Origin of the sequence: Citrobacter sp. Colony219 (assembly GCF_019382635.1) — a bacterium.
Taxonomy (GTDB): Bacteria; Pseudomonadota; Gammaproteobacteria; order Enterobacterales; family Enterobacteriaceae; genus Citrobacter; species Citrobacter youngae.
The window spans coordinates 4,117,755-4,144,316 of the sequence record NZ_CP080033.1 but is presented as its reverse complement, the minus strand read 5'-3'; the positions used below and the strand labels follow the sequence as shown (position 1 = coordinate 4,144,316).

29 protein-coding genes, 1 tRNA gene and 2 pseudogenes are annotated in these 26,562 nt (G+C 52.0%); 12 read left to right on the top strand and 20 right to left on the bottom strand.

All coding sequences use genetic code 11. The features are described from left to right. Window positions 1-2: 2 nt before the first annotated feature. Together JTI85_RS18525 and JTI85_RS18520 are read right to left on the bottom strand one after the other, a co-directional pair. A tRNA-Phe gene (locus tag JTI85_RS18525) sits at window positions 3-78 on the bottom strand. A gap of 105 nt (window positions 79-183) precedes the next feature. Beyond that, complete coding sequence (locus JTI85_RS18520; RefSeq protein WP_048213202.1) at window positions 184-891, bottom strand: DUF554 domain-containing protein; 708 nt, start codon at window positions 889-891, stop codon at window positions 184-186. 469 nt (window positions 892-1,360) lie between these two features. On the opposite strand from JTI85_RS18520, the gene JTI85_RS18515 reads away from it, so the two are divergent. After that, window positions 1,361-3,496, top strand: a complete 2,136-nt coding sequence (locus JTI85_RS18515) for an ornithine decarboxylase (protein ID WP_219351864.1) — start codon at window positions 1,361-1,363, stop codon at window positions 3,494-3,496. A 52-nt stretch (window positions 3,497-3,548) separates the two neighbouring features. Here JTI85_RS18515 and JTI85_RS18510 read toward each other — a convergent pair whose 3' ends face one another. The 4 genes from JTI85_RS18510 to mutY form a co-directional block, all read right to left on the bottom strand. After that, on the bottom strand, window positions 3,549-4,805 hold the full coding sequence (locus JTI85_RS18510) for a nucleoside permease (protein WP_003027130.1): 1,257 nt from the start codon (window positions 4,803-4,805) through the stop codon (window positions 3,549-3,551). Between the two features lie 210 nt (window positions 4,806-5,015). After that, window positions 5,016-6,101: a membrane-bound lytic murein transglycosylase MltC gene (gene mltC / locus JTI85_RS18505; protein WP_049001609.1), complete on the bottom strand. Its 1,086-nt coding sequence runs from the start codon at window positions 6,099-6,101 to the stop codon at window positions 5,016-5,018. Window positions 6,102-6,187: 86 nt separating this feature from the next. Further along, window positions 6,188-6,457 (bottom strand): oxidative damage protection protein, encoded by a 270-nt coding sequence (locus tag JTI85_RS18500; RefSeq protein ID WP_003027126.1) that lies wholly within the window; start codon window positions 6,455-6,457, stop codon window positions 6,188-6,190. Between the two features lie 27 nt (window positions 6,458-6,484). Continuing rightward, window positions 6,485-7,537 (bottom strand): A/G-specific adenine glycosylase, encoded by a 1,053-nt coding sequence (gene mutY / locus JTI85_RS18495; protein WP_142879099.1) that lies wholly within the window; start codon window positions 7,535-7,537, stop codon window positions 6,485-6,487. A 160-nt stretch (window positions 7,538-7,697) separates the two neighbouring features. Here mutY and trmB point away from each other — a divergent pair, with 160 nt between their 5' ends. The 4 genes from trmB to ansB all read left to right on the top strand — a co-directional run bounded on the left by trmB (window position 7,698) and on the right by ansB (window position 10,747). After that, window positions 7,698-8,417: a tRNA (guanosine(46)-N7)-methyltransferase TrmB gene (gene trmB / locus JTI85_RS18490; RefSeq protein ID WP_003027117.1), complete on the top strand. Its 720-nt coding sequence runs from the start codon at window positions 7,698-7,700 to the stop codon at window positions 8,415-8,417. After that, window positions 8,417-8,743, top strand: coding sequence for a YggL family protein (locus tag JTI85_RS18485; protein ID WP_003027115.1), 327 nt, complete (start codon window positions 8,417-8,419; stop codon window positions 8,741-8,743). Before trmB ends, JTI85_RS18485 begins: the two co-directional genes overlap by 1 nt. 49 nt (window positions 8,744-8,792) lie before the next feature. After that, window positions 8,793-9,512, top strand: a complete 720-nt coding sequence (locus tag JTI85_RS18480) for a DUF2884 domain-containing protein (protein ID WP_115601484.1) — start codon at window positions 8,793-8,795, stop codon at window positions 9,510-9,512. Between the two features lie 188 nt (window positions 9,513-9,700). Continuing rightward, window positions 9,701-10,747, top strand: coding sequence for an L-asparaginase 2 (ansB, locus tag JTI85_RS18475; protein ID WP_115601485.1), 1,047 nt, complete (start codon window positions 9,701-9,703; stop codon window positions 10,745-10,747). Between the two features lie 115 nt (window positions 10,748-10,862). On the opposite strand, the gene hemW is transcribed toward ansB, so the two are convergent. From hemW to JTI85_RS18450, 5 genes are read right to left on the bottom strand one after another with little or no spacing between them, the layout of a single operon-like run. Next, window positions 10,863-11,999, bottom strand: coding sequence for a radical SAM family heme chaperone HemW (gene hemW, locus JTI85_RS18470; RefSeq protein ID WP_219351863.1), 1,137 nt, complete (start codon window positions 11,997-11,999; stop codon window positions 10,863-10,865). Continuing rightward, a complete protein-coding gene (locus tag JTI85_RS18465; RefSeq protein WP_115642890.1) occupies window positions 11,992-12,585 on the bottom strand; it encodes an XTP/dITP diphosphatase in 594 nt (197 codons plus the stop codon). Before JTI85_RS18465 ends, hemW begins: the two co-directional genes overlap by 8 nt. Before the next feature lie 7 nt (window positions 12,586-12,592). After that, entirely contained in the window at window positions 12,593-12,883 is a 291-nt protein-coding gene (gene yggU, locus JTI85_RS18460) for a DUF167 family protein YggU (protein ID WP_003027101.1), read from the bottom strand. After that, a complete protein-coding gene (locus JTI85_RS18455; RefSeq protein ID WP_003825417.1) occupies window positions 12,880-13,446 on the bottom strand; it encodes a YggT family protein in 567 nt (188 codons plus the stop codon). The genes yggU and JTI85_RS18455 overlap by 4 nt, the downstream gene beginning before the upstream one ends. Before the next feature lie 18 nt (window positions 13,447-13,464). After that, complete coding sequence (locus JTI85_RS18450) at window positions 13,465-14,169, bottom strand: YggS family pyridoxal phosphate-dependent enzyme (protein ID WP_003838215.1); 705 nt, start codon at window positions 14,167-14,169, stop codon at window positions 13,465-13,467. 17 nt (window positions 14,170-14,186) lie between these two features. Here JTI85_RS18450 and JTI85_RS18445 point away from each other — a divergent pair. From JTI85_RS18445 to JTI85_RS18435, 3 genes and pseudogenes are all read left to right on the top strand, one after another. Continuing rightward, window positions 14,187-14,312: pseudogene (locus JTI85_RS18445) on the top strand (type IV pili twitching motility protein PilT); the annotation flags it as partial. Window positions 14,313-14,664: 352 nt separating this feature from the next. Then, window positions 14,665-15,024 carry a hypothetical protein gene (locus tag JTI85_RS18440; RefSeq protein ID WP_061068548.1) on the top strand — a complete coding sequence of 120 codons (360 nt, stop codon included), beginning with the start codon at window positions 14,665-14,667 and terminating at the stop codon, window positions 15,022-15,024. Then, the gene (locus tag JTI85_RS18435) at window positions 15,024-15,443 is read left to right on the top strand and encodes a DUF3828 domain-containing protein (protein WP_048213194.1); all 420 of its coding nucleotides are present in this window, start codon (window positions 15,024-15,026) and stop codon (window positions 15,441-15,443) included. The genes JTI85_RS18440 and JTI85_RS18435 overlap by 1 nt, the downstream gene beginning before the upstream one ends. A gap of 5 nt (window positions 15,444-15,448) precedes the next feature. On the opposite strand, the pseudogene JTI85_RS18430 reads toward JTI85_RS18435, so the two are convergent. Continuing rightward, a pseudogene (locus tag JTI85_RS18430) lies at window positions 15,449-15,619 on the bottom strand (YggS family pyridoxal phosphate enzyme); the annotation flags it as partial. 17 nt (window positions 15,620-15,636) lie between these two features. Between JTI85_RS18430 and JTI85_RS18425 the strand changes: the two are divergent. Then, window positions 15,637-16,617, top strand: coding sequence for a type IV pilus twitching motility protein PilT (locus tag JTI85_RS18425; protein WP_061068546.1), 981 nt, complete (start codon window positions 15,637-15,639; stop codon window positions 16,615-16,617). Here the strand turns inward: JTI85_RS18425 and ruvX are convergent. The 8 genes from ruvX to metK form a co-directional block, all read right to left on the bottom strand. Continuing rightward, window positions 16,614-17,030: a Holliday junction resolvase RuvX gene (gene ruvX, locus JTI85_RS18420; RefSeq protein ID WP_006686843.1), complete on the bottom strand. Its 417-nt coding sequence runs from the start codon at window positions 17,028-17,030 to the stop codon at window positions 16,614-16,616. The two genes, JTI85_RS18425 and ruvX, sit on opposite strands and share 4 nt — an antisense overlap. Continuing rightward, the gene (locus JTI85_RS18415) at window positions 17,030-17,593 is read right to left on the bottom strand and encodes a YqgE/AlgH family protein (RefSeq protein WP_048213499.1); all 564 of its coding nucleotides are present in this window, start codon (window positions 17,591-17,593) and stop codon (window positions 17,030-17,032) included. Before JTI85_RS18415 ends, ruvX begins: the two co-directional genes overlap by 1 nt. 111 nt (window positions 17,594-17,704) lie before the next feature. Further along, window positions 17,705-18,652, bottom strand: a complete 948-nt coding sequence (gshB, locus tag JTI85_RS18410; RefSeq protein WP_003027083.1) for a glutathione synthase — start codon at window positions 18,650-18,652, stop codon at window positions 17,705-17,707. 12 nt (window positions 18,653-18,664) lie between these two features. Next, on the bottom strand, window positions 18,665-19,396 hold the full coding sequence (gene rsmE, locus JTI85_RS18405; protein WP_121585035.1) for a 16S rRNA (uracil(1498)-N(3))-methyltransferase: 732 nt from the start codon (window positions 19,394-19,396) through the stop codon (window positions 18,665-18,667). Between the two features lie 74 nt (window positions 19,397-19,470). Next, window positions 19,471-20,178: a deoxyribonuclease I gene (endA, locus tag JTI85_RS18400; RefSeq protein ID WP_016150969.1), complete on the bottom strand. Its 708-nt coding sequence runs from the start codon at window positions 20,176-20,178 to the stop codon at window positions 19,471-19,473. 94 nt (window positions 20,179-20,272) lie between these two features. Beyond that, window positions 20,273-20,770, bottom strand: coding sequence for a SprT family zinc-dependent metalloprotease (locus tag JTI85_RS18395; RefSeq protein WP_200037729.1), 498 nt, complete (start codon window positions 20,768-20,770; stop codon window positions 20,273-20,275). 77 nt (window positions 20,771-20,847) lie between these two features. Continuing rightward, a complete protein-coding gene (gene galP, locus JTI85_RS18390) occupies window positions 20,848-22,242 on the bottom strand; it encodes a galactose/proton symporter (RefSeq protein WP_200044875.1) in 1,395 nt (464 codons plus the stop codon). Window positions 22,243-22,643: 401 nt separating this feature from the next. Continuing rightward, window positions 22,644-23,798: a methionine adenosyltransferase gene (gene metK / locus JTI85_RS18385; protein WP_219351862.1), complete on the bottom strand. Its 1,155-nt coding sequence runs from the start codon at window positions 23,796-23,798 to the stop codon at window positions 22,644-22,646. Window positions 23,799-24,217: 419 nt separating this feature from the next. On the opposite strand from metK, the gene JTI85_RS21680 reads away from it, so the two are divergent. From JTI85_RS21680 to speA, 3 genes are all read left to right on the top strand, one after another. After that, window positions 24,218-24,355 carry a hypothetical protein gene (locus tag JTI85_RS21680; RefSeq protein ID WP_304502694.1) on the top strand — a complete coding sequence of 46 codons (138 nt, stop codon included), beginning with the start codon at window positions 24,218-24,220 and terminating at the stop codon, window positions 24,353-24,355. 91 nt (window positions 24,356-24,446) lie between these two features. Beyond that, window positions 24,447-24,593: an acid stress response protein YqgB gene (gene yqgB, locus JTI85_RS18375; RefSeq protein ID WP_071692618.1), complete on the top strand. Its 147-nt coding sequence runs from the start codon at window positions 24,447-24,449 to the stop codon at window positions 24,591-24,593. Continuing rightward, entirely contained in the window at window positions 24,586-26,562 is a 1,977-nt protein-coding gene (gene speA, locus JTI85_RS18370; protein ID WP_071887384.1) for a biosynthetic arginine decarboxylase, read from the top strand. The genes yqgB and speA overlap by 8 nt, the downstream gene beginning before the upstream one ends.

The window sequence follows — 26,562 nt, the reverse complement described above, 5'->3', positions numbered from 1 at the left end:
TTTGGTGCCCGGACTCGGAATCGAACCAAGGACACGGGGATTTTCAATCCCCTGCTCTACCGACTGAGCTATCCGGGCAACGAGGCGCATTAAACCCGATTCACTTCGTTTCGTCAACGAAATTTCTTCAAATCAATGCAGACTGCACAATCTATCACCACATTGTTGGTATTGCACGCATTCTCAGGCAAAAAATGCCGTCCATGCTGCGGAAAGCGGCATTGCCAGCAGCAGGGCGGGAAGCATATTCACCACCGCAAACATTTTGATTCCGCAAATACGTAGACCCGTCGCCAGCAACAGCAGTCCGCCTACCGCGCTGAAATCGGCCATCATGGCTGGGGTTGTCAGCGGTAAAATCAGAGCCGCGCAGGTGGCGAGCGTCAACTGAATTGCCAACATTGGCACACAAATTGCCGATACCGCGATTCCTAATGAGCAGGCAAAGATGATGGCCGTGAAGAAATCCAAAAATGACTTGGCGATTAAAATATTAGGATCGCCGGTCATCCCTTCATGGATCGCACCGAAGATCCCGGTCCCGCTGGCGCAAAACAGCACGATGATAGCCACGTAGCTTTGGATGAAAGATTCGTGTGTTGCATTGACATCCGATTTGGTGAAAAGCTGCTGCGCTTTGGCGACAGCGGTATTAATGCCTTTTTCCAGATGACAGAACTCGCCGATCAGCGCGCCGAGCAGCGTTGCCAGCACCATCACCGGCAAGTTAGCGCATTTGATAACCAGCAGGATACCAATCCCCAACGAGCACAACCCGAATATTGAGGTCATTGAGATCCGAATACGTTCGGGTAAGTGCTGGCTGAGCAGCGCGCCGAGAACGCCACCGAGTAAAATGGCGCTGGCATTAATAAAGGGTCCGATTACCACGTTAGCTCCTGCATACCTATTATCGTATTGATGTTAAAGGTAATTATCTGGGTGAAATTATGTTTCAGATTGCATTATTATGCCGCTATTTTCAGACGAAATGTTTGTTTATCTGTGAGGTTTAAGCACAGGATTTTATCTTGCGCCTGTAGGTGAAAGGTGCCATGATTGCGCGAATTTTCTCCTGTCTGAATGGGGCTGCCTGGGATGACATTACTCCCCCTACATCGCCTTCAATATCGCCTTTTTGCGCGACGTTTGCCCCTTCCTGCGACTTATCTATACTCTCCCACCATGCGGTGAGGGCAGCGCACGCTCACTGCAGGATAACAGTAAAATCAGAGGCTATCTGCTTTTACTGATGTCTGGCGGTCGGGGCTGGTGACCAGTTTGACCTGTCATTTCGTGGGGCATAGCAATGCGGCTTTGCCCGGGACTTTTGATTCTCCCGATACGGGTTTTTGCGCTTATGAAATCAATGAATATTGCCGCCAGTGGTGAACTGGTTTCCCGTCTGTCTACTCATCGCAAGGTGGTGACGCTGGACAGTACCGATTTTACTGACGTCGCGGCAGTCGTCATTACCGTTGCGGACAGCCGCAGTGGGATCCTGGCTTTGCTGAAACGCACCGGGTTTCACATACCGGTGTTTATATTTTCAGAGACCAACGTGGATGTCCTGGCAGACGTTGAGGCGGTTATCTGCGGCAATGCGCAGGACTGGCTGGAGCTGGAGTCTGCCGCCTGTCGGTATGAGGAAGAGTTGCTGCCGCCGTTCTATGACACGCTGACCCAGTATGTTGAAATGGGGAACAGTACCTTTGCTTGTCCGGGGCACCAGCACGGTGAGTTTTTTAAGAAGCATCCGGCGGGTCGACATTTCTACGAGTTCTTTGGCGAGAACCTGTTTCGCGCGGATATGTGCAACGCTGACGTTAAGCTGGGCGATCTGCTGATTCATGAGGGATCAGCGAAACATGCGCAGAAATTTGCCGCGAAAGTTTTCCACGCGGATAAAACCTACTTTGTGCTGAACGGGACTTCTGCGGCGAATAAAGTGGTGACCAATGCGCTGCTGACGCGCGGCGATCTGGTGTTGTTTGACCGCAACAACCATAAGTCCAACCACCACGGCGCGCTGATCCAGGCAGGTGCGACGCCGGTTTATCTGGAAGCGGCGCGTAATCCGTTTGGCTTTATTGGCGGCATTGACGAGCACTGCTTTGATGAGGCGTATCTGCGCCAGCAACTACGTGACGTTGCGCCGCACAAGGCTGACCAGCCGCGCCCGTTCCGCCTTGCAATCATTCAGCTTGGTACCTATGACGGTACGATCTACAACGCCCGGCAGGTGATCGACAAGATCGGTAGCCTGTGCGATTACATCCTGTTTGATTCTGCCTGGGTTGGCTACGAGCAATTTATTCCGATGATGGCCGATGGGTCACCGCTGCTACTGGAGCTCAATGCTGACGATCCGGGGATCTTTGTCACTCAGTCGGTACACAAACAGCAGGCCGGATTCTCGCAAACCTCGCAGATCCACAAAAAGGATAACCATATTCGCGGTCAGGCGCGGTTCTGTCCGCATAAGCGTCTGAACAATGCATTTATGCTGCATGCTTCCACTAGTCCGTTTTACCCGCTGTTTGCGGCGCTGGATGTTAACGCCAAAATCCATGAAGGCGAAAGCGGGCGTCGGCTATGGGCGGAGTGTGTAGCGCTGGGCATTGAGGCCCGTAAAGCGATTCTTACCCACTGTAAGATGATTCAGCCGTTTATTCCTCCGGTAGTTGATGGTAAGCCGTGGGAAAGCTATCCGACGCAGGTGATTGCCAGCGAGCGCCGCTTCTTTAGCTTTGAACCGGGTGCTAAATGGCATGGTTTTTCCGGCTACGCGCGCGACCAGTACTTCGTTGATCCCTGTAAGCTGTTGTTAACTACTCCGGGCATTGATGCGCAAACCGGGCAATATACTGAGTTTGGTATTCCGGCGACGATTCTGGCGCATTACCTGCGTGAAAACGGCATTGTTCCGGAGAAATGCGACCTTAACTCGATTCTGTTCCTGCTGACCCCGGCAGAAAGCACCGAGAAACTGGCGCAACTGGTGGCGATGCTGGCGCAGTTTGAGCAGCATATTGAGGACGATACGCCGCTGGCAGATGTGCTGCCCACCATCTTCAACAAGTATCCGGTACGCTATCGGGATTACACGCTGCGTGAACTGTGTCAGGAGATGCACGATTTATACGTCAGCTTTGATGTGAAGGATCTGCAAAAAGCGATGTTCCGACAGGAGAGTTTGCCTGCCGTGGCGATGAACCCGCAGGATGCCAACAGCGCCTTTATCCGTGGTGATGTCGAACTGGTGCGTATTTGTGATGCCGCAGGTCGCGTTGCGGCAGAAGGTGCGCTGCCTTATCCTCCAGGCGTTCTGTGCGTGGTACCGGGCGAAATCTGGGGCGGGGCGGTGCAACGTTATTTCCTGGCGCTGGAAGAGGGGGTTAACCTGCTGCCGGGCTTCTCGCCGGAGCTGCAAGGTGTTTACAGTGAAACGGATGCCGACGGTATTAAGCGTCTGTATGGATATGTTGTGAAGTAAGCGCAAAAAAAACGGGTTACCTTTTGGCAACCCGCTTTTCTCTGCGTAAACGTTAGTGCGCGATAGTTTGGGTGCCTGCCGGAACGCGTACGTGTTTATATTTAAACAGCGCCACGAAGGCAAAAGCCAGAACCAGCGAGTAACCTGCGAAGATCAGCCACACGGTCTGCCAGTCGGTAATACCGTTCAGCGTATAGTGTTCAACTACTTTACCGCTCACCAGTCCGCCCAGAATACAACCGAAGCCGTTGGTCATCATCAGGAACATACCCTGTGCGCTGGCGCGGATTTCAGGGCGAACCTCTTTCTCTACGAACACCGAGCCAGAGATGTTGAAGAAGTCGAAGGCGCAGCCGTAAACAATCATCGACAGAACCAGCAGCACGGTACCGAACGGTGTCGGATCGCCGTAGGCAAACAGGCCGAAGCGCAACATCCACGCCACAATACTGATAAGCATCACGTTCTTAATACCGTAACGGCTCAAGAAGAACGGGATGGTCAGGATAAACAGCGTCTCGGAAATCTGCGAGATCGACATCATCACCGAGGCGTGTTCAACGATGAAGCTACCGGAGAACAGCGGGTTGTTATCGAAGCTGTGCAGGAAGGTATTACCGAACATATTGGTAATCTGCAGCTCAGCGCCCAGCATCATTGAGAAGATAAAGAAAATCGCCATACGCTTGTTTTTAAACAGCGCGAAAGCATCCAGGCCCAGCATGGACGACCAGCTCTGGTTTTTCTGCTGGTTAGCCACCGGAATATGCGGCAGCGTCAGCGTGAACAGCGCCAAAACAACGGACAGCGTTGCACCGATATACAGCTGCATATGACTCAGCTCGAAGCCGGAGAAGCTCACGCCCCACATCGCCATAATAAAGCCAATGGTGCCCCAGATACGGATTGGCGGGAAGTCTGTAACGATATCCATCCCGGCTGACTGCAGGCGATAGTAAGAAATGGTGTTGATTAACCCCAGCGTTGGCATATAGGCCAGAGAGTTAAGCAAGATCACAAAGAACATGGCGCCTGGGGTGGTGACTTCGGCTGCGGCGAACAGCGTTGCTGCGCCGACCAGATGACAAATGGCGTACACCCATTTCGCACTGATCCATTTGTCGGCCACGATCCCTAACAGCGTAGGCATAAACACGGCGGCGATCCCCAGCGAGCTATACACTGCGCCAATGGATGCACCATCGAATTTTAGGGTGACAAACATATAGGAGCCGAGGGTAGTGAGCCAACTACCCCATAAGCAGAACTGCAGAAACGAGAGCACTTTCAGCTGCAGCTTAAGATTCATGTTAATTTCCTCACACCGTGATGCGGATGAATGTTTTAAAAGGCACATTTGCCGGGGCTTGATGATGTGATTCTATCAACGAGAGACACTCTTTTTTTGTTACCTGTGACAAATATTTGCAAACAATTTCTGATTGCAAAGCAAAAGAGTGATGGGGTTAACACTTTACCCTCTTCCGGGCCCCGTTTACCGGGGCAGAAGAGGGATATATTAGCGGCGTCGATATGATTTTTGGGCGGAATTGACCTTGTAAAGGTATCGGCGTGATTCAGCAGACGGATGTCGGGTGGTCAGCGTTTGATAAACGTCCCCCGGGGTCATGCTGTTGATAATATTCGCGGCCTGAATTTTATCGTTCGAGAAAACGCGCAGCACGCTGCCCGCACCGCCGTTATATGCCGTGATCACCGCGTAGCGACGGGAGGTTGGATTATCAATGCCGCCTAAATAGACATTGTTGAGCATAGCCAGATAGGCGGTACCGGTATCAATGTTGCTGGCCGGGTCAAACAGGAAGCTACGGCTCGGTGTGCCGGAGCGCCCCTGTGAACGAAACACATCTTTCCCGGCGCTGTGTTGCACCACCTGCATCAGTCCCAGCGCATCGGCATGGCTGACCGCATACGGGTTAAATGAAGATTCGGTTTGCATGATGGCCAGAATCAGCGACTCATCGACGCCATACTTACGCGAAGCCTGACGCACCATGCCGACGTATTTATGCGCGCGCTTATCAAGGTGGTTCGGTACCAGGTTGATCGTCACGCTATAGATGATGCGAATACCATTGCTGCGGCTTTTCAGGCGTGTTTTCAGCAGATAGTCAGCGAAATTGGTGGCACGCCCCTCCCAACGAATGGGTTGGCCGGTATTATCGACCACCTGCCCGTACAGGAACGGCTCTTTGGAAATCTTAATGTCGTCGACATCGGAATAGAGATCGATAGAACCCGGATCATCCCCCATCAGCAATGTCTTGATAATCGCCCGACGCAGGTGTCCGGCGGGATCTGTCCCGGCAATGGTCTCGACGGTTATCGTACCGTCATCAAAGTTGATATGGCTGCGGGTTTGATACTGATCGGTATACTTTACGTAGTCCTTTGGACCCGCAATCAGCACTTCCTTAAATCCCCACAAATTCTCAATGTTATGGGCAAATTGCCCCATCAGAATATCAAAACCGTTGGTATCCTTGACCCAGGCTTCGTTATAGGAATCGCCTTTTTTGGTCGAACTGGAACAGGAGATGAGCAACGGCGCAATAACGGCAAGCGCGAGAAATTTTTTCATCATTCCGGGAGTGCGTGTTGTGTTTGTTATTTGCAAGGACCAGATTAAATCGTAGGCCGGATAAGCGCAGCGCCATCCGGCAACGGTTCTTAAGACTCTGGTGTATAGCCTTCAATATGCACATCTTTGCCTTCAAACAGGAAGTTAATCATCTCCTGTTCCAGTAACTTACGATGCTCAACGTTCATCATATTGAGCTTCTTCTCGTTAATCAGCATGGTTTGCTTGTGCTGCCATTGCGCCCATGCTTCTTTAGAAATCTCGTTATAGATGCGTTTCCCCAGATCGCCCGGGTACAGCTGAAAGTCCTGGCCTTCGGCTTCGCGTTGCAGGAAAGTGCAAAAAATCGTTCTGCTCATAAAAAATCCTCTCTATCGACCGGTACGTTAAACGTGTGTGCCGGCACGTAATTGCTGTAACAAACGCTCCACGGGAGCCGCCAGTCCGACCGACGGCGGTTGCGCTAAGTTATACCAGAGCGCGTTGCCTTCATCCATGCATGAGCCAAATGAAGACACAGGAAGCCACATAGGCACAATGTCTAAGTGGAAATGGCTAAAGGTATGGCGAAACGCATTAAGTTGGGTCAGATTATCTGCGTTAATTTGCCGTTGCGCCAGCCAGTTGCGCAGTCCGTTTTCATCGTCAAACTGCGGAAAACAGTATAAACCCCCCCATAAGCCGCTGGGCGGTCGCTGCGCGAGCAACACTTCGTCATCATGCTGCATCAGTAAAAAATAGCCCGTCCGTTCCGGCAGCGTTTGCTTGGGTTTTTTACCCGGGTACAACGCCCAGCTTGCATTGGCGCTGGCCACACAGCCATTTTCCAACGGACACAGCGAACATTTAGGTTTTGAGCGCGTACAGACCATGGCGCCTAAATCCATCATCGCCTGATTAAAACGCTCAACGCCATGGGCGGGCGTCACCTGCTCGCTCAACTCCCACAGCTTCTTTTCGACCTCTTTTTTACCCGGCCAGCCGTTTACAGCATAACAGCGAGCCAGCACGCGTTTGACGTTACCGTCGAGAATCGGAAAATGCTGACCCAGAGAGAGGGAAAGGATCGCGCCTGCGGTTGAGCGACCGACGCCAGGTAGGGCGGCGACCTCATCAAAGGTTTGCGGAAATATACCGCCATGCATCGTCACAACCTGCTGCGCGGCTTTATGCAGATTACGCGCCCGGGCGTAATAGCCCAGTCCGGTCCACAAATGCAGAACTTCATCCAGCGGCGCATGGGCTAAATCCGTTACCGTTGGGAAGCGCGCCATAAAGCGCTCAAAATAAGGGATAACGGTCGCAACCTGAGTTTGTTGCAGCATCACCTCAGAGAGCCATACTTTGTAAGGCGCCTTGTCAATTTGCCAGGGTAGCGTTTTCCGCCCGTATTTGTCGTACCAGCTCAACACCTGAGCCGAGAATTGAGACGCTTGCATGATTACCGTTTCATTATTGCCGGGGGCAAGATTGCAGCACAGCGGCAACGGGGTGTAAACCGGAACTTTCCGCTGCTCACTTTCTTCCTTTACTTGCATCCGGCAACTAACTTTGGATAATGCCCGTTTTCAGAACTCAAACACAGCAGACTAAACTTTTATGAAGAACGACGTCATTTCACCGGAATTTGATGAAAACGGCCGCCCTCTGCGCCGGATTCGTAGTTTTGTTCGTCGCCAGGGGCGACTGACGAAAGGGCAGGAACACGCGCTGGAAAACTACTGGCCGGTGATGGGCGTTGAGTTCAGCGAAGAGCCTGTAAATTTCGCAGAACTGTTTGGCCGTGATGCGCCAGTCACGCTGGAAATAGGTTTTGGTATGGGAGCGTCGCTGGTCGCAATGGCGAAAGCGCGTCCGGAGCAAAATTTCCTCGGTATTGAGGTTCACTCGCCGGGCGTTGGTGCGTGTCTGGCTTCAGCCCATGAAGAGGGTGTCGAGAACCTGCGCGTCATGTGCCATGATGCCGTTGAAGTCCTGCATAAAATGATTCCTGACAATTCTTTATCTATGGTTCAGCTCTTTTTCCCTGACCCGTGGCATAAAGCACGTCATAATAAACGCCGTATCGTTCAGGTACCGTTTGCTGAGCATATCTTAAGCAAGCTGAAGCTGGGCGGCGTATTCCACATGGCAACCGACTGGGAAGCTTATGCGGAACATATGCTGGAAGTGATGTCCTCCATTGACGGGTATAAAAACCAGTCCGAGAGTAACGATTATGTACCGCGCCCACAATCGCGCCCGGTAACCAAATTTGAACAACGTGGTCATCGTCTTGGCCACGGCGTATGGGACTTAATGTTCGAGAGGGTGAAATAATGGCAAAGAACCGTAGCCGTCGTCTGCGTAAAAAGATGCACATCGAAGAATTCCAGGAAGTAGGATTTTCGGTTGCATGGCGTTTCCCGGAAGGTACATCTGGAGAGCAGGTCGATCAAATCGTTGATGACTTTATCAATGAAGTTATCGAACCGAACAAGCTGGCTTTTGACGGCAGCGGCTATCTGGCCTGGGAAGGTCTGATCTGTCTGCAGGAAATCGGCAAATGCACCGAAGAACACCAGGCAATCGTGCGTAAGTGGCTGGAAGAGCACAAACTCGAAGAAGTGCGTACCAGCGAACTTTTCGATATTTGGTGGGACTAAGTAGCACAGGGTCGGCAAATGCCGGCCCGATTTGTCTTGAGGGAAAGATATGATGCGCAAAACGCTGCTGGCGGCAGTCCTAACGTTCACGGCGATGGCCGCACATGCAGATTACCAGTGCAGCGTCACCCCGCGTGACGATGTTATTTTGAGCCCGCAAACGGTGCAGGTGAAAGGCGAAAACGGCGACCTGGTGATTACCCAGGCCGGTGATGTCACCTTCAACGGTAAACAGTACACCCTGAATGCTGCACAGCGTGAGCAGGCCAAAGATTATCAGGCGGCATTGCGAAGCAGTCTGCCATGGATTGATGAGGGAGCCAGAGCGCGCGTTGAGAAAGGTCGCGTAGCGCTGGATAAAATCATCGCCAAAGAAGTGGGTGAAAGCAGCAACATGCGCGGCCGCTTAACCAAGCTGGATGCGCAATTGAAAGAGCAGATGAACCGCATCATCGAGCATCGAACTGATGGCCTGACCTTCCATTATAAGGCGATTGATCAAGTCCGCGCGGACGGACAACAGCTGGTTAATCAGGCGATGGGCGGTATTTTGCAGGACAGCATCAACGAAATGGGTGCCAAAGCCGTACTCAAAGGCGGTGGTAATCCGTTGCAGGGCGTGCTCGGGAGTCTCGGTGGCTTGCAAACCTCAATTCAAAACGAATGGAAGAATCAGGAACAAGACTTCCAGCAGTTTGGCAAAGATGTTTGTGCCCGCGTCGTGACGCTGGAAAACGATCGTAAAACGCTGGTTAGCACTCTGAAATAATCTTCACCTCTGTTTAACGGCGCAGAAACATTCTGCGCCGTTTTATTTTGTATATTTCTGTTTTTTTGATATCCATCTCTAAGAATGACAATTTGATGGAGATATAAATCTGGTTAATTGGATCTCGTCACATTATTCATCTGTGAGATAGACATAATGCTGCAAATTCAAGTAACTGGAGAAATAACATGGAGTTTTTCAAGAGAACGGCACTTGCCGCACTGGTTATGGGTTTCAGCGGCGCGGCGCTTGCACTGCCAAATATCACCATTTTAGCGACCGGCGGGACGATTGCTGGTGGCGGTGATTCCGCGACAAAATCTAACTACACGGCAGGCAAGGTTGGCGTAGAAAATCTGGTTGAGGCCGTACCTCAGTTGAAAGATATCGCCGTGGTTAAAGGTGAGCAGGTAGTGAACATCGGCTCCCAGGATATGAATGACGACGTCTGGTTAACGCTGGCGAAAAAGATTAATACCGAGTGTGATAAAACCGACGGCTTCGTGGTAACGCATGGTACGGATACCATGGAGGAAACCGCCTATTTCCTCGATCTGACCGTCAAATGCAACAAGCCGGTGGTGCTGGTAGGCGCGATGCGTCCATCTACCGGTATGAGCGCTGATGGCCCGTTCAACCTGTATAACGCCGTGGTAACCGCCGCAGATAAAGCCTCTGCCAACCGCGGTGTGCTGGTGGTGATGAACGACACCGTTATGGATGGTCGCGACGTGACCAAAACCAATACCACTGACGTTGCTACCTTCAAATCCGTTAACTACGGCCCGTTGGGTTACATTCATAACGGTAAAATCGACTACCAGCGTACGCCTGCGCGTAAGCACACCACATCCACGCCGTTCGATGTTTCTAAGCTGACCGAGCTGCCGAAAGTCGGGATTGTTTACAACTATGCTAACGCCTCCGATCTGCCGGCAAAAGCGCTGGTAGATGCGGGTTACGCAGGGATCGTTAGTGCGGGTGTAGGTAACGGTAACCTGTATAAAACCATTTTCGATACGCTGGCAACTGCCGCGCATAAAGGAACCGTTGTCGTACGTTCATCCCGTGTACCGACTGGTGCTACCACCCAGGATGCTGAAGTTGATGATGCGAAATATGGCTTTGTCGCGTCTGGTTCGCTGAACCCGCAAAAAGCGCGTGTTCTGTTGCAGCTGGCGCTGACCGAAACCAAAGATCCTAAGCAGATTCAGGAAATGTTTAATCAGTATTAATCGATGAAGGTGGCTGCGCTTATCGACCTAACCCTGTAGGCCTGATAAGCGCAGCGCCATCAGGCAATTTGCCGGATGCGGCTCAAGGCCTTATCCGGCCTGGATCGTTACCGCATTACTCCGCCAGAAACAGCTCCAGCAGCGAATTCAAAAACAGCTTACCATGTTGGGTAATCTGCCAGTATTCATCGCATTCACTCAGGTAGCCCTGGGAAATAGCCTCATCGATCTGTCGACGAATAACGTCCTCGGTAAGCCCGGTATATTGTGTGAACTCCGCGCGAGGCGCGGCCTCAAGCAACCGGAAACGGTTCATAAAGAACTCGAACGGCTTATCGGCTTCGGCGACATCACGCTGGCTTTCGAGATAGCGCCCTTGCATGTAGCCACGCGGATGTCGCGTTTTGGTGGTACGCAGAATGCGTCCGTCCGGGAAGGTGACTTTGCCGTGCGCGCCGCAGCCAATACCGAGATAGTCGCCAAAACGCCAGTAATTAAGGTTGTGCTGACACTGATAGCCCGGCTTCGCATAGGCTGAGGTTTCGTACTGATGATACCCGGCGGCAGTCAGCAACTGGTGGCCTTGCTCAAAAATATCCCACAGCGCGTCGTCGTCCGGTAAAACAGGCGGTCGGGAACCGAACAGCGTGTTGGGTTCGATGGTCAACTGATACCAGGAAAGATGCGGTGGGTTGAGCGCGATGGCCTGCTGTAAATCGCCCAGCGCCTCTTCCAGCGTCTGATCCGGCAAACCATGCATCAGGTCGAGGTTAAAGCTGCGTAGCCCCAGACCGCTCGCCAGGTGTGCTGCTCGTTTGGCTTCTTCCGGCCCGTGAATACGTCCCAGACGCTCGAGTTTGGCGGAGCTAAAGCTCTGTACGCCAATCGAGATACGGTTGACGCCAGCGCGTTGATAATCAACAAAGCGATCGGCTTCCACCGTCCCGGGATTCGCCTCCATCGTGATTTCTGCATCTGCGGCCAGATTCAGCCGTGTGCGCACGCCGTCGAGCAGCGTTTGCATTGCCGGGCCAGAAAGCAGGCTCGGCGTACCACCACCGATAAAAATTGTCTTTACTTCACGCCCCTGGGCGTGGGCCACCTCAGTATCCAGATCGCTCAGCAGGTGCTGAACATAGTCGTCATGAGGAACCTCGCCCTTGAGCGCATGCGAGTTAAAGTCGCAGTACGGGCATTTCTGCACGCACCAGGGGATGTGAATATAAAGACTTAGCGGCGGAAGCTTAACCATTACGCAGGGCATCCAGCAGCAGCTTCAGTGCCTGTCCGCGGTGAGAAATCGCACTTTTTTCTTCGCGGGTCAGCTCAGCAGCTGTTTTTCCTTCGGACGGCACAAAAAAGATTGGGTCGTAACCAAAACCACCGTTTCCGGCCGGTTCACGGGTAATCACGCCCGGCCAGCTTCCGTGGCACACTAAAGGCGTGGGATCGTCCGCATGGCGCATATACACCAGCACGCAGTGGAATTGCGCCTGACGCTGGTCATCCGGGACATCCCGCAGGGTGTACAGCAGTTTTTCCAGGTTCTGCTGATCGGTCGCATCTTCGCCGGAATAGCGGGCTGAATAGATACCCGGCGCGCCGCCAAGGGCATTAACCGCCAGGCCGGAGTCATCAGCAATGGCTGGCAAACCCGTAATTTGCGCGGCATGACGTGCCTTCAGAATGGCGTTCTCAATAAACGTCAGTCCGGTCTCTTCTGCAGAATCAACACCCAGATCCGTTTGGGCAACAACATCAAGACCGAAATCACTCAGAAGAGAGGCGAGTTCACGCACTTTACCGGCATTGCCGGTCGCGAGGACAACTTTTTGCATGGGATACCTAATCAGTTAGCGCCGCAATTTCGGGCGGGATCTGTTGCGGATGAATAATTTTAACCTGTTTGTGACGACCAAGCTCGCCCTTCTCAATAACGACCTGGCTTTTCGCTACGCGGAACTGTTTGCCGAGAAACTTCACCAGATGGCTGTTGGCTTGTCCATCGACCGGCGGGGCGGTAATGGCGACTTTAACTTCGTCGCCATGTAAACCCACAATACTGTCACGGCTGGCTTTCGGCTGAATATAGAGCCGTAAAACCAGACCGTCGTCGCAGGGTGTAACGGCACTCATAGCGCCATCCACAGCCCCGGCAGCAGCATGTTGCCTGTCGCCTGTAACACTTCCGCGATCCCCATGTTAATGACATAGAGCAGCAGAACCAGGATCATCGGCGAGAAATCTATCCCCCCCATTCCCGGAAGAATACGACGAATAGGACGCAGCAGCGGATCCGCCAGTTGGATCAGCACGTACTCCACCGGGCTGCGGCCCTGGCTGACCCAGCTCATAATCGCCATCACCAGCAGTACCCAGAAAATCAGCAGTCCGATGGTTTTCAGGACAATCAGCACGGCGGCGATCCAGATGATCGGCTGGAACGTCACCACCTTAAACAGCACGATGGCTTTGATAAAGCTGAGAACGAGCGCGACTAATGCTGATGCGCTGTCGATCGGCCCCATCGGGGGGATAATGCGGCGTAACGGCCCAATAATAGGTTGGGTGATTTTCACAATAAACTGTGAGAACGGGTTGTAAAAATCGCAGCGAGACCACTGCATCCACACACGCAATAGCAGCGCCATGGTATACAGCTCAATTACCGTTGAGAGCAGGAAGGTCAACGTATTCATGGTGTTCCTTAATTTTCCTTATTTTTTAGTGTAATCACGAGCACCAAAAATGGCAGTGCCGATGCGCACCATCGTGCTACCCGCCGCGATAGCGGCATCCATATCATCAGACATCCCCAGCGAGAGCGTATCGATATTTGGGTAGCGTGTTTTCAACCCGGCAAATGCTACAGCCATTTGCTGTGCAACTTCAAACTGCCTTACATAATCTGACTCAGGCGCGGGAATCGCCATCAAGCCACGCAGGGTAATGCGCGGCAGCGCAGCGACTTCAGCAGCCAGGGCATCAAGCTCTGCCAGCGGAATCCCTGACTTACTGTTCTCATCGCTGATATTTATCTGGATCAACACATTCAGCGGCGGCAGGTCTGCCGGGCGCTGTTCGCTCAGACGGGCAGCGATGCGCAGACGATCAATCGTATGGCACCAGTCAAAATGTTCTGCGACCAGACGACTTTTGTTGGACTGCAGCGGGCCGATAAAGTGCCACTGCAGATCGTTGACGCCTTTTTCCTGAAAGTAGCGGATTTTATCCACCCCTTCCTGGACATAGTTTTCACCGAAGGCTCGCTGCCCTGCGGTAATGGCTTCTTCGATGGCGCTCGCAGGTTTGGTTTTGCTGACTGCAAGCAACATAACTTCTTCTGAAGACCGCCCGCAACGCGTCGCGGCGGCTGAGATTTTGTCCCGGACATGTGCCAGGTTATGCGCGATATCGTTCATTTTCCGAGGATGTTCATATGAATATGGAAGAAATAGTGGCCCTTAGTGTAAAGCATAACGTGTCGGATCTACACCTGTGCAATGCATGGCCTGCGCGTTGGTGCAGACATGGAAAAGTCGAAAGCGCACCGTTTACCGCGCCTGGTGGGACTGTGGATGTGCTGAGTACAAAATGTGAGTCTGTAGGCGGATGTAAACAGATTTAATAAATAGAATTTTTAATTCGTTTTTATTTAGCTCAGGCTTGCTTTAATTTAAAGGTTTAAAGTAATAAAAACAGGTGTGAAATTATATCTCTAATAAAATTAAGGTATTACATAATTGGTGGGGTGAATATTTTTTCTTATTTTATAACTAAACGATAATACATATTGCAAATATAAGTTTGGGACATGGTGATGATGTCAATAAATGGAGTTAGAAGCATTTAATGTTCATGCTAATGGTTCGCTTTGTGATATTTCATATTCTTCGTTTATAAATGAGGTGTTGTAAATGTGGAATAAAGAAGCCGCTATAAATTTTGTTAGACATAATGCTCATCCACACGCTACGGGTTATTGTGCCAGGGCAGTAACAGCAGCTATCGAACATGGCGGCGTATCATTGCACCATGATAATGCTAAAAATATGGGGAAATATTTAGTATTAGCTGGTTTTCGTGAAGTATATGGGAATCCTGTAAAAGGTGATGTTGCTATAATCCAACCATATACTGGAGGAAATGCAGCAGGTCATATGGCGATTTTTGATGGGCATTACTGGTGGTCAGATTTCAAGCAGGAACATGGCGTGTACCCCGGCCCCGGTTATCGTAAAAGTCAGCCTTCGTATAAATTATATAGGCACAACTGATGAAGCGATTAATATTATTTACTTTTCTATTCTCATCATTTGCTATGGCAGAAATAGTTCCTGCTGATACGCAAGCATTAAAATTCAATACCTGGTATATAAAGCAGATTGCTCATAATGTCATCCCAGTTGCAGATAACCCGACGGCATTAGAGCCTTTCGTTAGTATTGATACATTGAATAAATTAAAACAAGCTTATATGAATAATGAGCTTGAAGAGGATTATTTTCTAAAGGTTCAGGATTTTGCAGATGAAGACTGGAGTAAGCATATTAGTATTGATCTGACTATAACTGATCCTATTTGTACCAATGTCTATTTGACATTTGGAACAGGTGAGTCATCTCAAAAAGTCATTGACTGCATGGTAGAAGAAAATGGTGTATGGAAAATCAAGAGCGTGGCTACTCGCCATTAGTTATTGTTTTCACCAATTGAAAATAATCCTGCGGTAATGGCTTCTTCGATGGCGCTCGCAGGTTTGATTTTGCTGACTGCAAGCAACRTAACTTCTTCTGAAGACCGCCCGCAACGCGTCGCGGCGGCTGAGATTTTGTCCCGRACATGTGCCAGGTTATGCGCGATATCGTTCATTTTCCGAGGATGTTCATATGAATATGGAAGAAATAGTGGCCCTTAGTGTAAAGCATAACGTGTCGGATCTACACCTGTGCAATGCATGGCCCGCGCGTTGGCGCAGACATGGAAAAATCGAAAATGCGCCGTTTACCGCGCCTGACGTAGAGAATCTGCTGATGTGCTGGCTCAGTGAGCAACAACAGGTACAGTGGCGGGAGCAAGGGCAGGTTGATTTTGCCGTTACCCTGACGGACTCCCGGCGGCTGCGCGCCAGCGCATTTGCCCATCAGCAAGGAACGTCACTGGCGCTAAGACTGCTACCGCTGGATTGTCCTCATTTAGACGATCTCCAGACTCCCGAGGCTATACCTGAACTGCTGCGCAGTGAAAATGGGTTAATTCTGGTGACAGGCGCCACCGGCAGCGGTAAATCTACGACCCTGGCGGCGATGGTGGAGTATCTTAATCAGCATATTGAGGGACACATTCTGACGCTGGAAGATCCTATTGAATACCGCTACGCCAGCCAGCGTTGTCTCATTCAACAGCGGGAGGTGGGCGTACACTGCGTCTCTTTCGCCGCCGGTTTGCGCGGTGCGTTACGCGAAGATCCCGACGTTATTTTGCTGGGCGAGCTGCGCGACGTGGAAACCATTCGGCTGGCATTAACGGCGGCGGAGACCGGACATCTGGTGCTGGCAACGCTACACACGCGTGGGGCTGCACAAGCCATTGCGCGGCTGGTGGATTCCTTTGCTGCATCAGAGAAAGATCCGGTGCGTAATCAACTGGCAGACAGCCTGCGGGCGGTTCTTTCGCAAAAACTGGAGGAGGATAAGCAGGGGGGACGCGTGGCGCTATTCGAGCTGCTCGTTAACACGCCCGCCGTGGGCAATTTGATCCGCGAAGGGAAAACGCATCAGCTACCCGGCGTGATACAAACCGGGCAGCAGACAGGTATGCAGACGTTTGCACAAAGTTTGCAGCAGCGACAGGCGCAGGGGCGGCTTTAATAGCCCTGCTCGAAATAGCTTTCGAGGATAATAACGGCAGAAGCGGAGTCCACTTTGCCTTTATTCAACGCCCGGTAACCGCCTTGCTCAAACAGGCCTGAGCGGGCTTCGACGGTGCTCAAACGTTCATCGTGCAGCGTTACGGTTACGCCAAAGCGACCATGAATGCGGTTGGCGAATTTACGTGCGCGCGCGGTAAGGGGTTGTTCGGTACCGTCCATGTTGAGCGGCAGGCCGACGATGATCTCATCCGGTTGCCACTCTTTCAGCAGGCGTTCAATCAAATTCCAGTCTGGCGTACCGTCCTGTGCTTTGATGGCGGGCAATGGCCTGGCCGTACCGGTAATGCGCTGACCTACGGCGACGCCGATACTTTTCGTACCAAAATCAAAAGAGAGTAATGTTCCGCTCATCATGCGTGTCCCGCCACGCCGGGCATGGTCTGAATATCTATTCCGATAAGTTTGGCAGCGTCGCGCCAGCGGTCGGCAATCGGCGTTTTGAATAAGATGTTGAGGTCTGCGGGGGCCGTGAGCCAGGCGTTATCCAGTAGCTCTTGTTCCAGCTGGCCTTTTTCCCATGATGAATAGCCCAATGCCACCAGCACCTCGGACGGTTGCTCCTGCGTGCCCAACGTTTCTAATACATCGCGGGAGGTCGTGATGATAGTGTTATCAGAAATTAAGATACTGGATGCAAAACGGGCGGGAGGAGTATGCAGAATAAATCCGCGGTCTTCCGCCAACGGGCCGCCGAGCATCACTGCTTTATCCAGACGGATGGACGGATCGCGTCCTTCAGGCGTGATCTTCAGCTTTTCCAGAATCCCTTCAATTTGTAAGTTTTCCAGAGGCTTATTGACGATAATCCCCATTGCTCCGTTCTCATTGTGTTCGCAGATATACACCACGGAACGGCGGAAAATTGGATCCTGGAGAGCAGGCATGGCAATTAGAAAGTGATGCTGTAAATTCATTGTCAGAGGTTCTGTTTCCTGGTTCAAAAAAGCAACAGCGCCCAGTATGCGTACAAACAGGAGCGCTGTCACTATTAGTATTGGTAGGGTCCCTTCTACCGGCGAGTTCTTTTATTTTTGCAGGCGCGCTTCAATGGCGTCCATTAGCATACCGGTAATAGAGACCGGGAACTCCGCTTCAATTTCACGAATACAGGTTGGGCTGGTGACGTTAATTTCCGTCAGACGATCGCCAATGATGTCCAGACCAACAAAAATCAAACCTTTCGCTTTCAGCGTCGGCCCAATGCGACGGGCAATTTCCCAGTCACTGTCGGTTAATGGACGCGGCTCGCCACGGCCACCTGCGGCCAGGTTGCCACGGGTTTCACCGCCCTGCGGAATACGCGCCAGGCAGTACGGAACGGGTTCGCCATCAACCACCAGCACGCGTTTATCGCCATCTTTAATTGCAGGCAGATAGTTCTGCGCCATGCAGTAGCGGGTACCGTGCTCTGTCAGCGTTTCCGCAATAACGCCAAGGTTCGGATCGCCTTCCTTCACGCGGAAAATAGAGGCTCCGCCCATGCCGTCCAGCGGTTTGAGAATGATGTCGCTGTGTTTTTGCCAGAAGGCTTTCAACTGCGCTTTGTTACGCGTGACCAGCGTTTCCGGCGTCAGATCGGCAAACCATGCGGTGAACAACTTCTCGTTGCAGTCGCGCAGGCTCTGCGGTTTGTTGACGATCAGCGTTCCTTTTTCTTCTGCACGTTCCAGAATATAGGTTGCATAAATGAACTCGGTATCAAACGGCGGATCCTTACGCATCAGAATAACGTCCAGGTCTGCCAGCGGGAGATCCTGCTCGCTCTTGAACTCATACCATTTGTCGTAGTTCTGCTCTACGCTCAGGGTACGCGTATGGGCGCGGGCTTCACCGTTGATCAGATAAAGATCGGCCATCTCCATATAATGAATTTCGTAACCGCGGCGTTGCGCTTCCAGCAGCATAGCGAAGCTGGAATCTTTCTTGATGTTGATGCTTGCGATGGGATCCATCACGATGCCGAGCTTGATCATTGTTTTTCTCCGTTAGCCCAGATCGCCAAAACGCACCTGTAGCGCGGTAATGGCGGTGAGCGCAGTTGTCTCAGTACGCAGAACGCGAGGTCCTAACAGAATATCAGTAAACTGATACCGTGCGGTCATGGCAATTTCATCTGCCGATAGCCCACCTTCCGGGCCAATCAGCAAGCGGATGCGCTCCACCGGGAGCGGCAGCGTGTTGATGCTGGCGCTGGCGCGAGGATGCAGATTGAGTTTCAGACCTTCGTCCTGTTCTGCGCACCATGCTTCCAGATCCATTGCCGGGCGAATTTCAGGCACCCGGTTACGACCGCACTGTTCGCAGGCGGCAATGGCGATTTTCTGCCACTGCTGGAGCTTCTTGTTCAGGCGTTCATTGTCCAGTTTAACGCCGCAGCGCTCAGAAAAAAGTGGCGTAATGAGGCTTACACCCAGTTCAATCGATTTCTGGATAGTAAATTCCATTTTTTCACCGCGCGACATTACCTGGCCCAGGTGGATATGCAACGGTGATTCCCGATCGTCGAGTTCAGCGTTAAGCACCTTCACTTCCACGCTTTTCTTACTGGCGTGAGTAATTTCGGCGTCGAATACCTGATTGCTGCCGTCAAATAGCTGCAGCGCCTGGCCTGGCCCCATACGCAGTACGCGACCAATATGATTGGCGGCATCCTCACACAATGAAATTTGGCTACCGGAAGTGATTGGCTCAGGGTGATAAATGCGGGGAATGCGCATAGTTAAACATCCGCGTCATGGCCCTGAGCTATTAAAGGCCAGGGCATGGTTAAAAATATTGCCGCTAGTGTAGGTTAGCTCTTTTGCGCCTGGCAAGCGCGTTGCACATAAGGGTTATGATTCCCCTGTACCTTCGCGATGCGTTCGTCGCGCTCACACTCCCAGTCGGTGACCGGATACTGCTTATTCCAGGCATTAAAAAGCTGGGTTTGCTGGCGGGAGAGCGTCAGGTTGTATTGGTCGCGCATATAAAAATAGGTACGCGCGATGGCGCCACGTGCGCGGGCAGGCGGTTCGGCAACTTTCTCTTTGAAATCAACCTTCATCGCGCACTGTCCATACTGGCCTTCGCCACCGTTCCACTGGCTGTACATAAAGTTTGCGCGATCGCCATTCACTTCACCTACCGCAGGCTGCAGGTTATGCATATCGCTTTCCATTTTGCGATAGACCGGATCTTTAGCGCAGTTTTTACGCCCCCCGTCCTGCCAGCACTGGCGCTGATGACCAAACTGCCAGGCGGGGACAACGTGTTCCCATTCAATTCGACTGGCGCGGTTTTCGTTTTTTCGCACTTTATAGCCACAGGATTCGAGGTCCACGACCCCTTTTTTGCCTTGCCAGTTAATTTTGCAACCACAGTAGAAATCGCCTGGCGCATCGGCGTTAACTTTGACGCCAGCGGCTTTTGCCTGGGAAAAACTATTGATGCCTTCGGCTAAAGCCGGGCCTGAAAATGCTGCGGCTAACAGGGCCGCAGCAAAAGAAAAATTACGGTACATCACGAACTCCGTGTCAAAACGAGCCCGCAACGTAGCGAAAGTCATTCCTGTATGCAATCAGTTAGATCAGAAAAGTTCCTGATAATTCTGAAGATTATTCTGCAATCAGTGGTTCGCCGCAGTGAACGCAGCGGTAGGTGGCTTCACCGCGTACCACGCGGTTATGGCGGCGTACGGTCAGTTGGTGTTCCTGACACTTGCAGCGGTAAGTAAAGGTCCTACGCTGCACGGATTGCAGTTCGAACTGATGTGTGCGTCGGGCTGGCACGCCCAGCACGCTCTCCATCATCCATTTCCACTCTTTGCCGTGCGGCGGCACGCGACCAAAGTATTTCCACACCAGTAAATGCGCCAGTTCATGGGGCACCACCTCATTCACGAATGCGTCGACATTTTCCATCAGCAGGACGGGATTCAGACGAATTTCGTAGGTTTGTAGCCACGCGGTACCCGCGGCGGTTCCGCGCTGTTGGTAAACCAGCTTTGGCTCCGGGTAATTGCGTTCTAGCTTGAGATTGGCCTGAGCGAGTTTTTCCCGCAGGCTGCGCATAACGGCTTGCTGGATGGCGATAGGGAGACGGGAGGTTTTCATAACGCCAGAGGATAGTGCGACAGGGAAGGGACTGCAAGAGGAAGGCTTCCTCCCGCGGGGGAGGAAGCTTTTCGTGATTAGTCGTGTGCGCCAATTTCGCGCAGTTTACGACCTTTCATCAGGTTACGTTCAATGTGTTCCAGAGAGACATTTTTAGTTTCAGGTATCAGCCACAGGGTCAGGAAGATGAACAGGACGTTCAGACCACCGTAGACCCAGAAAGTATTGGCGCTGCCCAGCGAGTTCAGCATCGTCAGGAAGGTTGCACCGACGATCATATTGGCAATCCAGTTGGTTGCGGTAGAGCAGGTGATACCGAAATCGCGGCCTTTCAGCGGTTGGATTTCAGAGCACAGTACCCAAATCAGCGGACCGGCGCTCATGGCAAAGCCAACGATAAACATCAGCAGCATCAGTACAGCGAAGTATTGCGCGGCCGCCGAGTGAATACCCACGTGCATCATCGTGCCCAGCACGCCCATACCGACGGCCATGACGATAAAGCCGAGGATCAGCGTAGGCTTGCGGCCCCAACGGTCAACCAGGCCAATGGCGATAAATGTTGCCAGCACGTTGGTCAGACCGACGATAACAGTCCCCCACATCTGCTCGGTGGTGTTGGTGTAGCCCGCCAGCTCAAAGATTTTCGGTGCGTAATACATAATGACGTTCATCCCGGTGAACTGCTGCATCACCTGTAACAGGACGCCAAGGAATACCGCGCGGCGGAAGTTGCTGTTTTCTTTAAACAGCGCCCAGCCGCTCTGCTTCACCTGCAGGCTTTCACGAATTTCATCCAGCTCGCGTTTGGCTTCTGCGCTGCTATCACGCAGACGCAACAGAACACGTTCAGCATCGACAAAACGACGTTTAGCAGCAAACCAGCGTGGGCTGTCCGGCAGGAAGATGACGCCAACCAGCAGCAGCAGGGCAGGGATGATGATCACGCCCAGCATCCAGCGCCATGCACCGCTGTAGCTAAACGCCGTATCGGAAAGATACGCACCCAAAATACCGATGGTGATCATCAGCTGATACATAGAGATCATACTGCCACGAATTTTTTCCGGGGCAATTTCAGACAGGTACAGCGGCGCGGTATAAGACGCAACGCCCACTGCCAGGCCGAGCAGCACACGGGAAACCAGCAGCACTTCAACGTTTGGCGCCGCGGCGGAGAACAGTGAACCGGCAACAAACAGGATTGCGCCGATCATCAGACTCTTTTTACGCCCCAGTTTGAAGGAGAGCCAACCGCTGCCGACGGCACCCACGGCAGCACCAAACATCATCGAACTCACCACCCATTCCTGAGTGTGGGGGGTAATTTGGAACTCGTCGGTGATGAACGGTAAAGCACCGGCAATAACACCGATATCCAGGCCAAAAAGTAATCCAGCCAGGGCTGCAAGAAAGCAGACAAAAAATGTCATGGCTTTGTTGGAACGCCCCGTTTTTTTATTGTCAGGCATGATGCCCTCCGGTTGGGTAGCTAGTTTTGTTGATGTTAAGGGTAGGTGAGTACGAGGTAAAAAAATGCGAATCACATCACATTAGTGTAATCGGTTACACTGGCATTTATCATGATTATCGATTAACCATTTGAAAATTAACATTTTATAATACGATTAAATATGGTTAATTGCCTGGAATTAAGACGATCCTGAAAAATAATGTAACAGTGACGCAAGCTTGACGGAAAAGAGATGTTAACTTGTTGTGGATAGAAAATCGGTGCTATGTAATCGCTTTCATTGTTGTTAGAGGAACGCTTCACTGCATTGTTCAGGTGACGAGGCGTTGGGGGAAAATTGGGGAATAAAAAAAAGACCAGCACGAGGCTGGTCTTACTAAGCGGACAGTCTTCAGTAAATTACTTCAGACCTGCAGCGTCACGCAGCAACTGCGCTTTGTCGGTTTTTTCCCATGGGAAATGTTCGCGGCCAAAGTGACCGTAAGCTGCGGTTTCTTTGTAGATCGGGTGCAGCAGATCCAGCATCTGAATCAGGCCATACGGACGCAGGTCGAAGAACTCGCGCACCAGCAGGGTCAGCTGTTCTGAAGGTACTTTTTCGGTACCAAAGGTTTCAACCATGATAGAGGTCGGTTCAGCCACGCCGATGGCGTAGGAAACCTGAATCTCGCAGCGGTCAGCCAGGCCAGCGGCAACGATGTTTTTCGCGACGTAACGGGCTGCATAGGCTGCGGAACGGTCAACTTTAGACGGATCCTTACCAGAGAATGCACCGCCGCCGTGACGCGCCATGCCGCCGTAGGTATCAACGATGATTTTACGACCGGTCAGACCGCAGTCGCCCATCGGGCCGCCGATAACGAAACGACCGGTTGGGTTGATGAAGAATTTGGTCGCAGCGCTCAGCCATTCAGTCGGCAGTACCGACTTGATGATCTCTTCCATGACGGCTTCTTGCAGAGATTTCTGGTCGATATCTTCAGCATGCTGAGTCGACAGAACCACGGCATCAATACCTACAATTTTACCGTCGTCATACTGGAAAGTGACCTGGCTTTTTGCATCCGGGCGCAGCCACGGCAGAGTACCGTTTTTGCGTACTTCAGCCTGACGCTGTACCAGACGATGCGCGTAGGTGATTGGCGCAGGCATCAGCACGTCGGTTTCATTGGTTGCATAACCAAACATCAGGCCCTGGTCGCCAGCGCCTTGTTCCAGCGGATCTGCGCGGTCAACACCCTGGTTGATATCCGGAGACTGCTTACCGATGGCGCTCAGAACCGCGCAAGAGTTGGCGTCAAAGCCCATGTCGGAATGCACATAGCCAATTTCGCGAACCGTGTTACGCGTGATCTCTTCGATATCTACCCAGGCGCTGGTAGTGATCTCACCGCCAACTAAAACCATACCGGTTTTGACATAGGTTTCGCAGGCTACGCGTGCTTTCGGATCCTGCTCGAGGATTGCATCCAGCACGGCATCAGAGATTTGGTCAGCGATTTTGTCAGGATGCCCTTCTGATACGGACTCGGACGTAAAAAGGTGTTTTGCCATATTTAATTTCACCTAAGGAATATTTAGTTAGCTCAAACTGTCGAGTGGAATAGCCATGTGTAGAAGATTCTACCATGAGTCTGCAGATGACGGACACTGGCAGTCTGAGTGTTAATCGGTATAGATGGATTAACATCTGGACGGCTATTTTAGGACAGTTCTTCGCCTGATTTCCAGCTTTTTTTGATTGAGGTCGCATTGTACTGAAAATGTAACTGGAAATTTTTCCTGACGGTGCTGGCAATGCGCGCATTTATCTTTTGCTTTTTGACTTCCTTATGGGTATAAAACGCGGCGCGCGGCTCATACAAAAGCACACGACGTTTTCCATCGTGTTGCCACTTCCAGCCGGGTTAACACTTTAGCTTTGGCTTGTGGGTTCGTTCCGTCAGGAGCAACCGTGGAGGTGATACGAGATAATGAACCGTTGTATTCTGCTGAATCTGTCGCACTGTTCTGGTGTACATATGTCCCCCGCAATCTGCATCTTGCATACCTGCCGATGTTATACCCATCTCGGCGCTTCTCAGGACTCCAGGGCCGGTAACGGTCACTAAGAACTGAACAAGGGCGCTCTTGGTAAACAAGAGTTTTCTCGTGGTTTCGCCGAACCGTCAGCATTAAGTTCGGTTACGTGTTTACATTGATATGAAAAAGAAACCGGTCGCACAGTCGGAGCGTCAGCACTATCTGCTGCAAATTCTGCCTGTATTTGGGTTGTTATCGCGTCTTCGGATTGCGATAGTAGTCAACTGTTTTACACTTGTTAATAAAATTGAGGTTCGCTATGTCTGACGACATTTCTTTGGGTTCGCCTTCGTCAGCAGGCGAACACGGTGTACTACGCTCCATGCAGGAGGTTGCAATGAGTTCCGAGGAAGCCAGCAAGATGCTGCGTACTTACAATATTGCCTGGTGGGGTAATAACTACTATGACGTCAATGAGCTGGGCCACATCAGCGTGTGCCCGGATCCGGACGTACCAGAAGCGCGCGTTGACCTTGCTGAGTTGGTGAAAGCCCGTGAAGCGCAGGGCCAGCGTCTGCCTGCATTATTCTGCTTCCCGCAGATCCTGCAACACCGACTGCGTTCGATTAACGCCGCGTTTAAACGCGCCCGTGAATCTTACGGTTACAACGGCGACTATTTCCTCGTTTACCCGATCAAGGTCAACCAGCATCGTCGCGTGATTGAATCGCTGATCCACTCCGGCGAACCGCTGGGGCTGGAAGCCGGTTCCAAAGCTGAACTGATGGCCGTTTTGGCCCATGCCGGAATGACCCGTAGCGTGATCGTGTGTAACGGCTATAAAGACCGTGAATACATCCGTCTGGCGTTGATTGGCGAGAAGATGGGCCATAAGGTCTATCTGGTCATCGAGAAGATGTCTGAAATCGCTATCGTGCTGGATGAAGCTGAACGTCTGAATGTGGTTCCGCGTCTGGGCGTGCGTGCGCGTCTGGCATCGCAGGGGTCCGGTAAATGGCAGTCTTCCGGCGGAGAGAAATCAAAATTCGGCCTGGCGGCAAACCAGGTGCTGCAGCTGGTGGAAATACTGCGCGAGCGCGGTCGTCTGGACAGCATTCAGTTGCTGCACTTCCACCTCGGTTCGCAGATGGCGAACATTCGTGATATCGCCACCGGCGTACGTGAATCAGCGCGTTTCTACGTTGAGCTGCACAAGCTGGGCGTGAATATCCAGTGCTTCGACGTCGGCGGTGGTCTGGGCGTGGACTACGAAGGTACCCGTTCGCAGTCTGACTGCTCCGTAAACTACGGCCTGAACGAATACGCCAACAATATCATTTGGGCCATTGGCGATGCCTGTGAAGAGCATGGTCTGCCACATCCGACGGTCATCACCGAGTCTGGTCGTGCGGTTACCGCGCATCATACTGTGCTGGTGTCTAACATTATCGGCGTTGAGCGTAGCGAACACACCGAAGCCACACCGCCGGCTGAAGATGCACCGCGTGCCCTGCAAAGCATGTGGGAAACCTGGCAAGAGATGCACGAGCCGGGAACCCGTCGCTCGCTGCGCGAATGGCTGCACGACAGCCAGATGGATCTGCATGATATTCACGTGGGTTACTCTTCAGGCACCTTCAGCCTGCAGGAGCGTGCGTGGGCAGAGCAGTTGTATCTGAACATGTGCCATGACGTGCAGAAACAGCTCGACCCGAGCAACCGTGCGCACCGTCCGATTATCGACGAACTGCAGGAGCGTATGGCGGATAAGATCTACGTCAACTTCTCCCTGTTCCAGTCGATGCCGGATGCATGGGGGATCGATCAGCTGTTCCCGGTACTGCCGCTCGAAGGACTGAATCAGGTGCCAGAGCGTCGTGCGGTGCTATTGGATATTACCTGTGACTCCGACGGTGCTATCGACCATTACGTTGACGGCGATGGGATTGCGACGACCATGCCGATGCCGGAATACGACCCGGAAAATCCGCCGATGCTGGGCTTCTTTATGGTGGGCGCGTACCAGGAGATCCTCGGCAACATGCACAACCTGTTCGGTGATACCGAAGCGGTTGACGTGTTCGTCTTCCCCGACGGTAGCGTGGAAGTAGAGCTTTCTGATGAAGGCGATACCGTGGCGGATATGCTGCAGTACGTGCAGTTGGATCCGAACACCCTGCTGACGCAGTTCCGTGACCAGGTGAAAAAAACCGATCTGGATGCTGAGCTGCAACAGCAATTCCTCGAAGAGTTCGAAGCAGGTTTGTACGGATACACTTATCTCGAAGACGAGTAA

What these genes read in the sequence shown, in the direction of transcription:
- JTI85_RS18515 (WP_219351864.1), top strand. Translation starts at nt 1,361, where the DNA reads ATGAAATCAATGAATATTGCCGCCAGTGGTGAACTGGTTTCCCGTCTG.
- JTI85_RS18510 (WP_003027130.1), bottom strand. Translation starts at nt 4,805, where the DNA reads ATGAATCTTAAGCTGCAGCTGAAAGTGCTCTCGTTTCTGCAGTTCTGC.
- mltC (WP_049001609.1), bottom strand. Translation starts at nt 6,101, where the DNA reads ATGATGAAAAAATTTCTCGCGCTTGCCGTTATTGCGCCGTTGCTCATC.
- JTI85_RS18500 (WP_003027126.1), bottom strand. Translation starts at nt 6,457, where the DNA reads ATGAGCAGAACGATTTTTTGCACTTTCCTGCAACGCGAAGCCGAAGGC.
- mutY (WP_142879099.1), bottom strand. Translation starts at nt 7,537, where the DNA reads ATGCAAGCGTCTCAATTCTCGGCTCAGGTGTTGAGCTGGTACGACAAA.
- trmB (WP_003027117.1), top strand. Translation starts at nt 7,698, where the DNA reads ATGAAGAACGACGTCATTTCACCGGAATTTGATGAAAACGGCCGCCCT.
- JTI85_RS18485 (WP_003027115.1), top strand. Translation starts at nt 8,417, where the DNA reads ATGGCAAAGAACCGTAGCCGTCGTCTGCGTAAAAAGATGCACATCGAA.
- JTI85_RS18480 (WP_115601484.1), top strand. Translation starts at nt 8,793, where the DNA reads ATGATGCGCAAAACGCTGCTGGCGGCAGTCCTAACGTTCACGGCGATG.
- ansB (WP_115601485.1), top strand. Translation starts at nt 9,701, where the DNA reads ATGGAGTTTTTCAAGAGAACGGCACTTGCCGCACTGGTTATGGGTTTC.
- hemW (WP_219351863.1), bottom strand. Translation starts at nt 11,999, where the DNA reads ATGGTTAAGCTTCCGCCGCTAAGTCTTTATATTCACATCCCCTGGTGC.
- JTI85_RS18465 (WP_115642890.1), bottom strand. Translation starts at nt 12,585, where the DNA reads ATGCAAAAAGTTGTCCTCGCGACCGGCAATGCCGGTAAAGTGCGTGAA.
- yggU (WP_003027101.1), bottom strand. Translation starts at nt 12,883, where the DNA reads ATGAGTGCCGTTACACCCTGCGACGACGGTCTGGTTTTACGGCTCTAT.
- JTI85_RS18455 (WP_003825417.1), bottom strand. Translation starts at nt 13,446, where the DNA reads ATGAATACGTTGACCTTCCTGCTCTCAACGGTAATTGAGCTGTATACC.
- JTI85_RS18450 (WP_003838215.1), bottom strand. Translation starts at nt 14,169, where the DNA reads ATGAACGATATCGCGCATAACCTGGCACATGTCCGGGACAAAATCTCA.
- JTI85_RS18440 (WP_061068548.1), top strand. Translation starts at nt 14,665, where the DNA reads ATGTGGAATAAAGAAGCCGCTATAAATTTTGTTAGACATAATGCTCAT.
- JTI85_RS18435 (WP_048213194.1), top strand. Translation starts at nt 15,024, where the DNA reads ATGAAGCGATTAATATTATTTACTTTTCTATTCTCATCATTTGCTATG.
- JTI85_RS18425 (WP_061068546.1), top strand. Translation starts at nt 15,637, where the DNA reads ATGAATATGGAAGAAATAGTGGCCCTTAGTGTAAAGCATAACGTGTCG.
- ruvX (WP_006686843.1), bottom strand. Translation starts at nt 17,030, where the DNA reads ATGAGCGGAACATTACTCTCTTTTGATTTTGGTACGAAAAGTATCGGC.
- JTI85_RS18415 (WP_048213499.1), bottom strand. Translation starts at nt 17,593, where the DNA reads ATGAATTTACAGCATCACTTTCTAATTGCCATGCCTGCTCTCCAGGAT.
- gshB (WP_003027083.1), bottom strand. Translation starts at nt 18,652, where the DNA reads ATGATCAAGCTCGGCATCGTGATGGATCCCATCGCAAGCATCAACATC.
- rsmE (WP_121585035.1), bottom strand. Translation starts at nt 19,396, where the DNA reads ATGCGCATTCCCCGCATTTATCACCCTGAGCCAATCACTTCCGGTAGC.
- endA (WP_016150969.1), bottom strand. Translation starts at nt 20,178, where the DNA reads ATGTACCGTAATTTTTCTTTTGCTGCGGCCCTGTTAGCCGCAGCATTT.
- JTI85_RS18395 (WP_200037729.1), bottom strand. Translation starts at nt 20,770, where the DNA reads ATGAAAACCTCCCGTCTCCCTATCGCCATCCAGCAAGCCGTTATGCGC.
- galP (WP_200044875.1), bottom strand. Translation starts at nt 22,242, where the DNA reads ATGCCTGACAATAAAAAAACGGGGCGTTCCAACAAAGCCATGACATTT.
- metK (WP_219351862.1), bottom strand. Translation starts at nt 23,798, where the DNA reads ATGGCAAAACACCTTTTTACGTCCGAGTCCGTATCAGAAGGGCATCCT.
- JTI85_RS21680 (WP_304502694.1), top strand. Translation starts at nt 24,218, where the DNA reads ATGAACCGTTGTATTCTGCTGAATCTGTCGCACTGTTCTGGTGTACAT.
- yqgB (WP_071692618.1), top strand. Translation starts at nt 24,447, where the DNA reads ATGAAAAAGAAACCGGTCGCACAGTCGGAGCGTCAGCACTATCTGCTG.
- speA (WP_071887384.1), top strand. Translation starts at nt 24,586, where the DNA reads ATGTCTGACGACATTTCTTTGGGTTCGCCTTCGTCAGCAGGCGAACAC.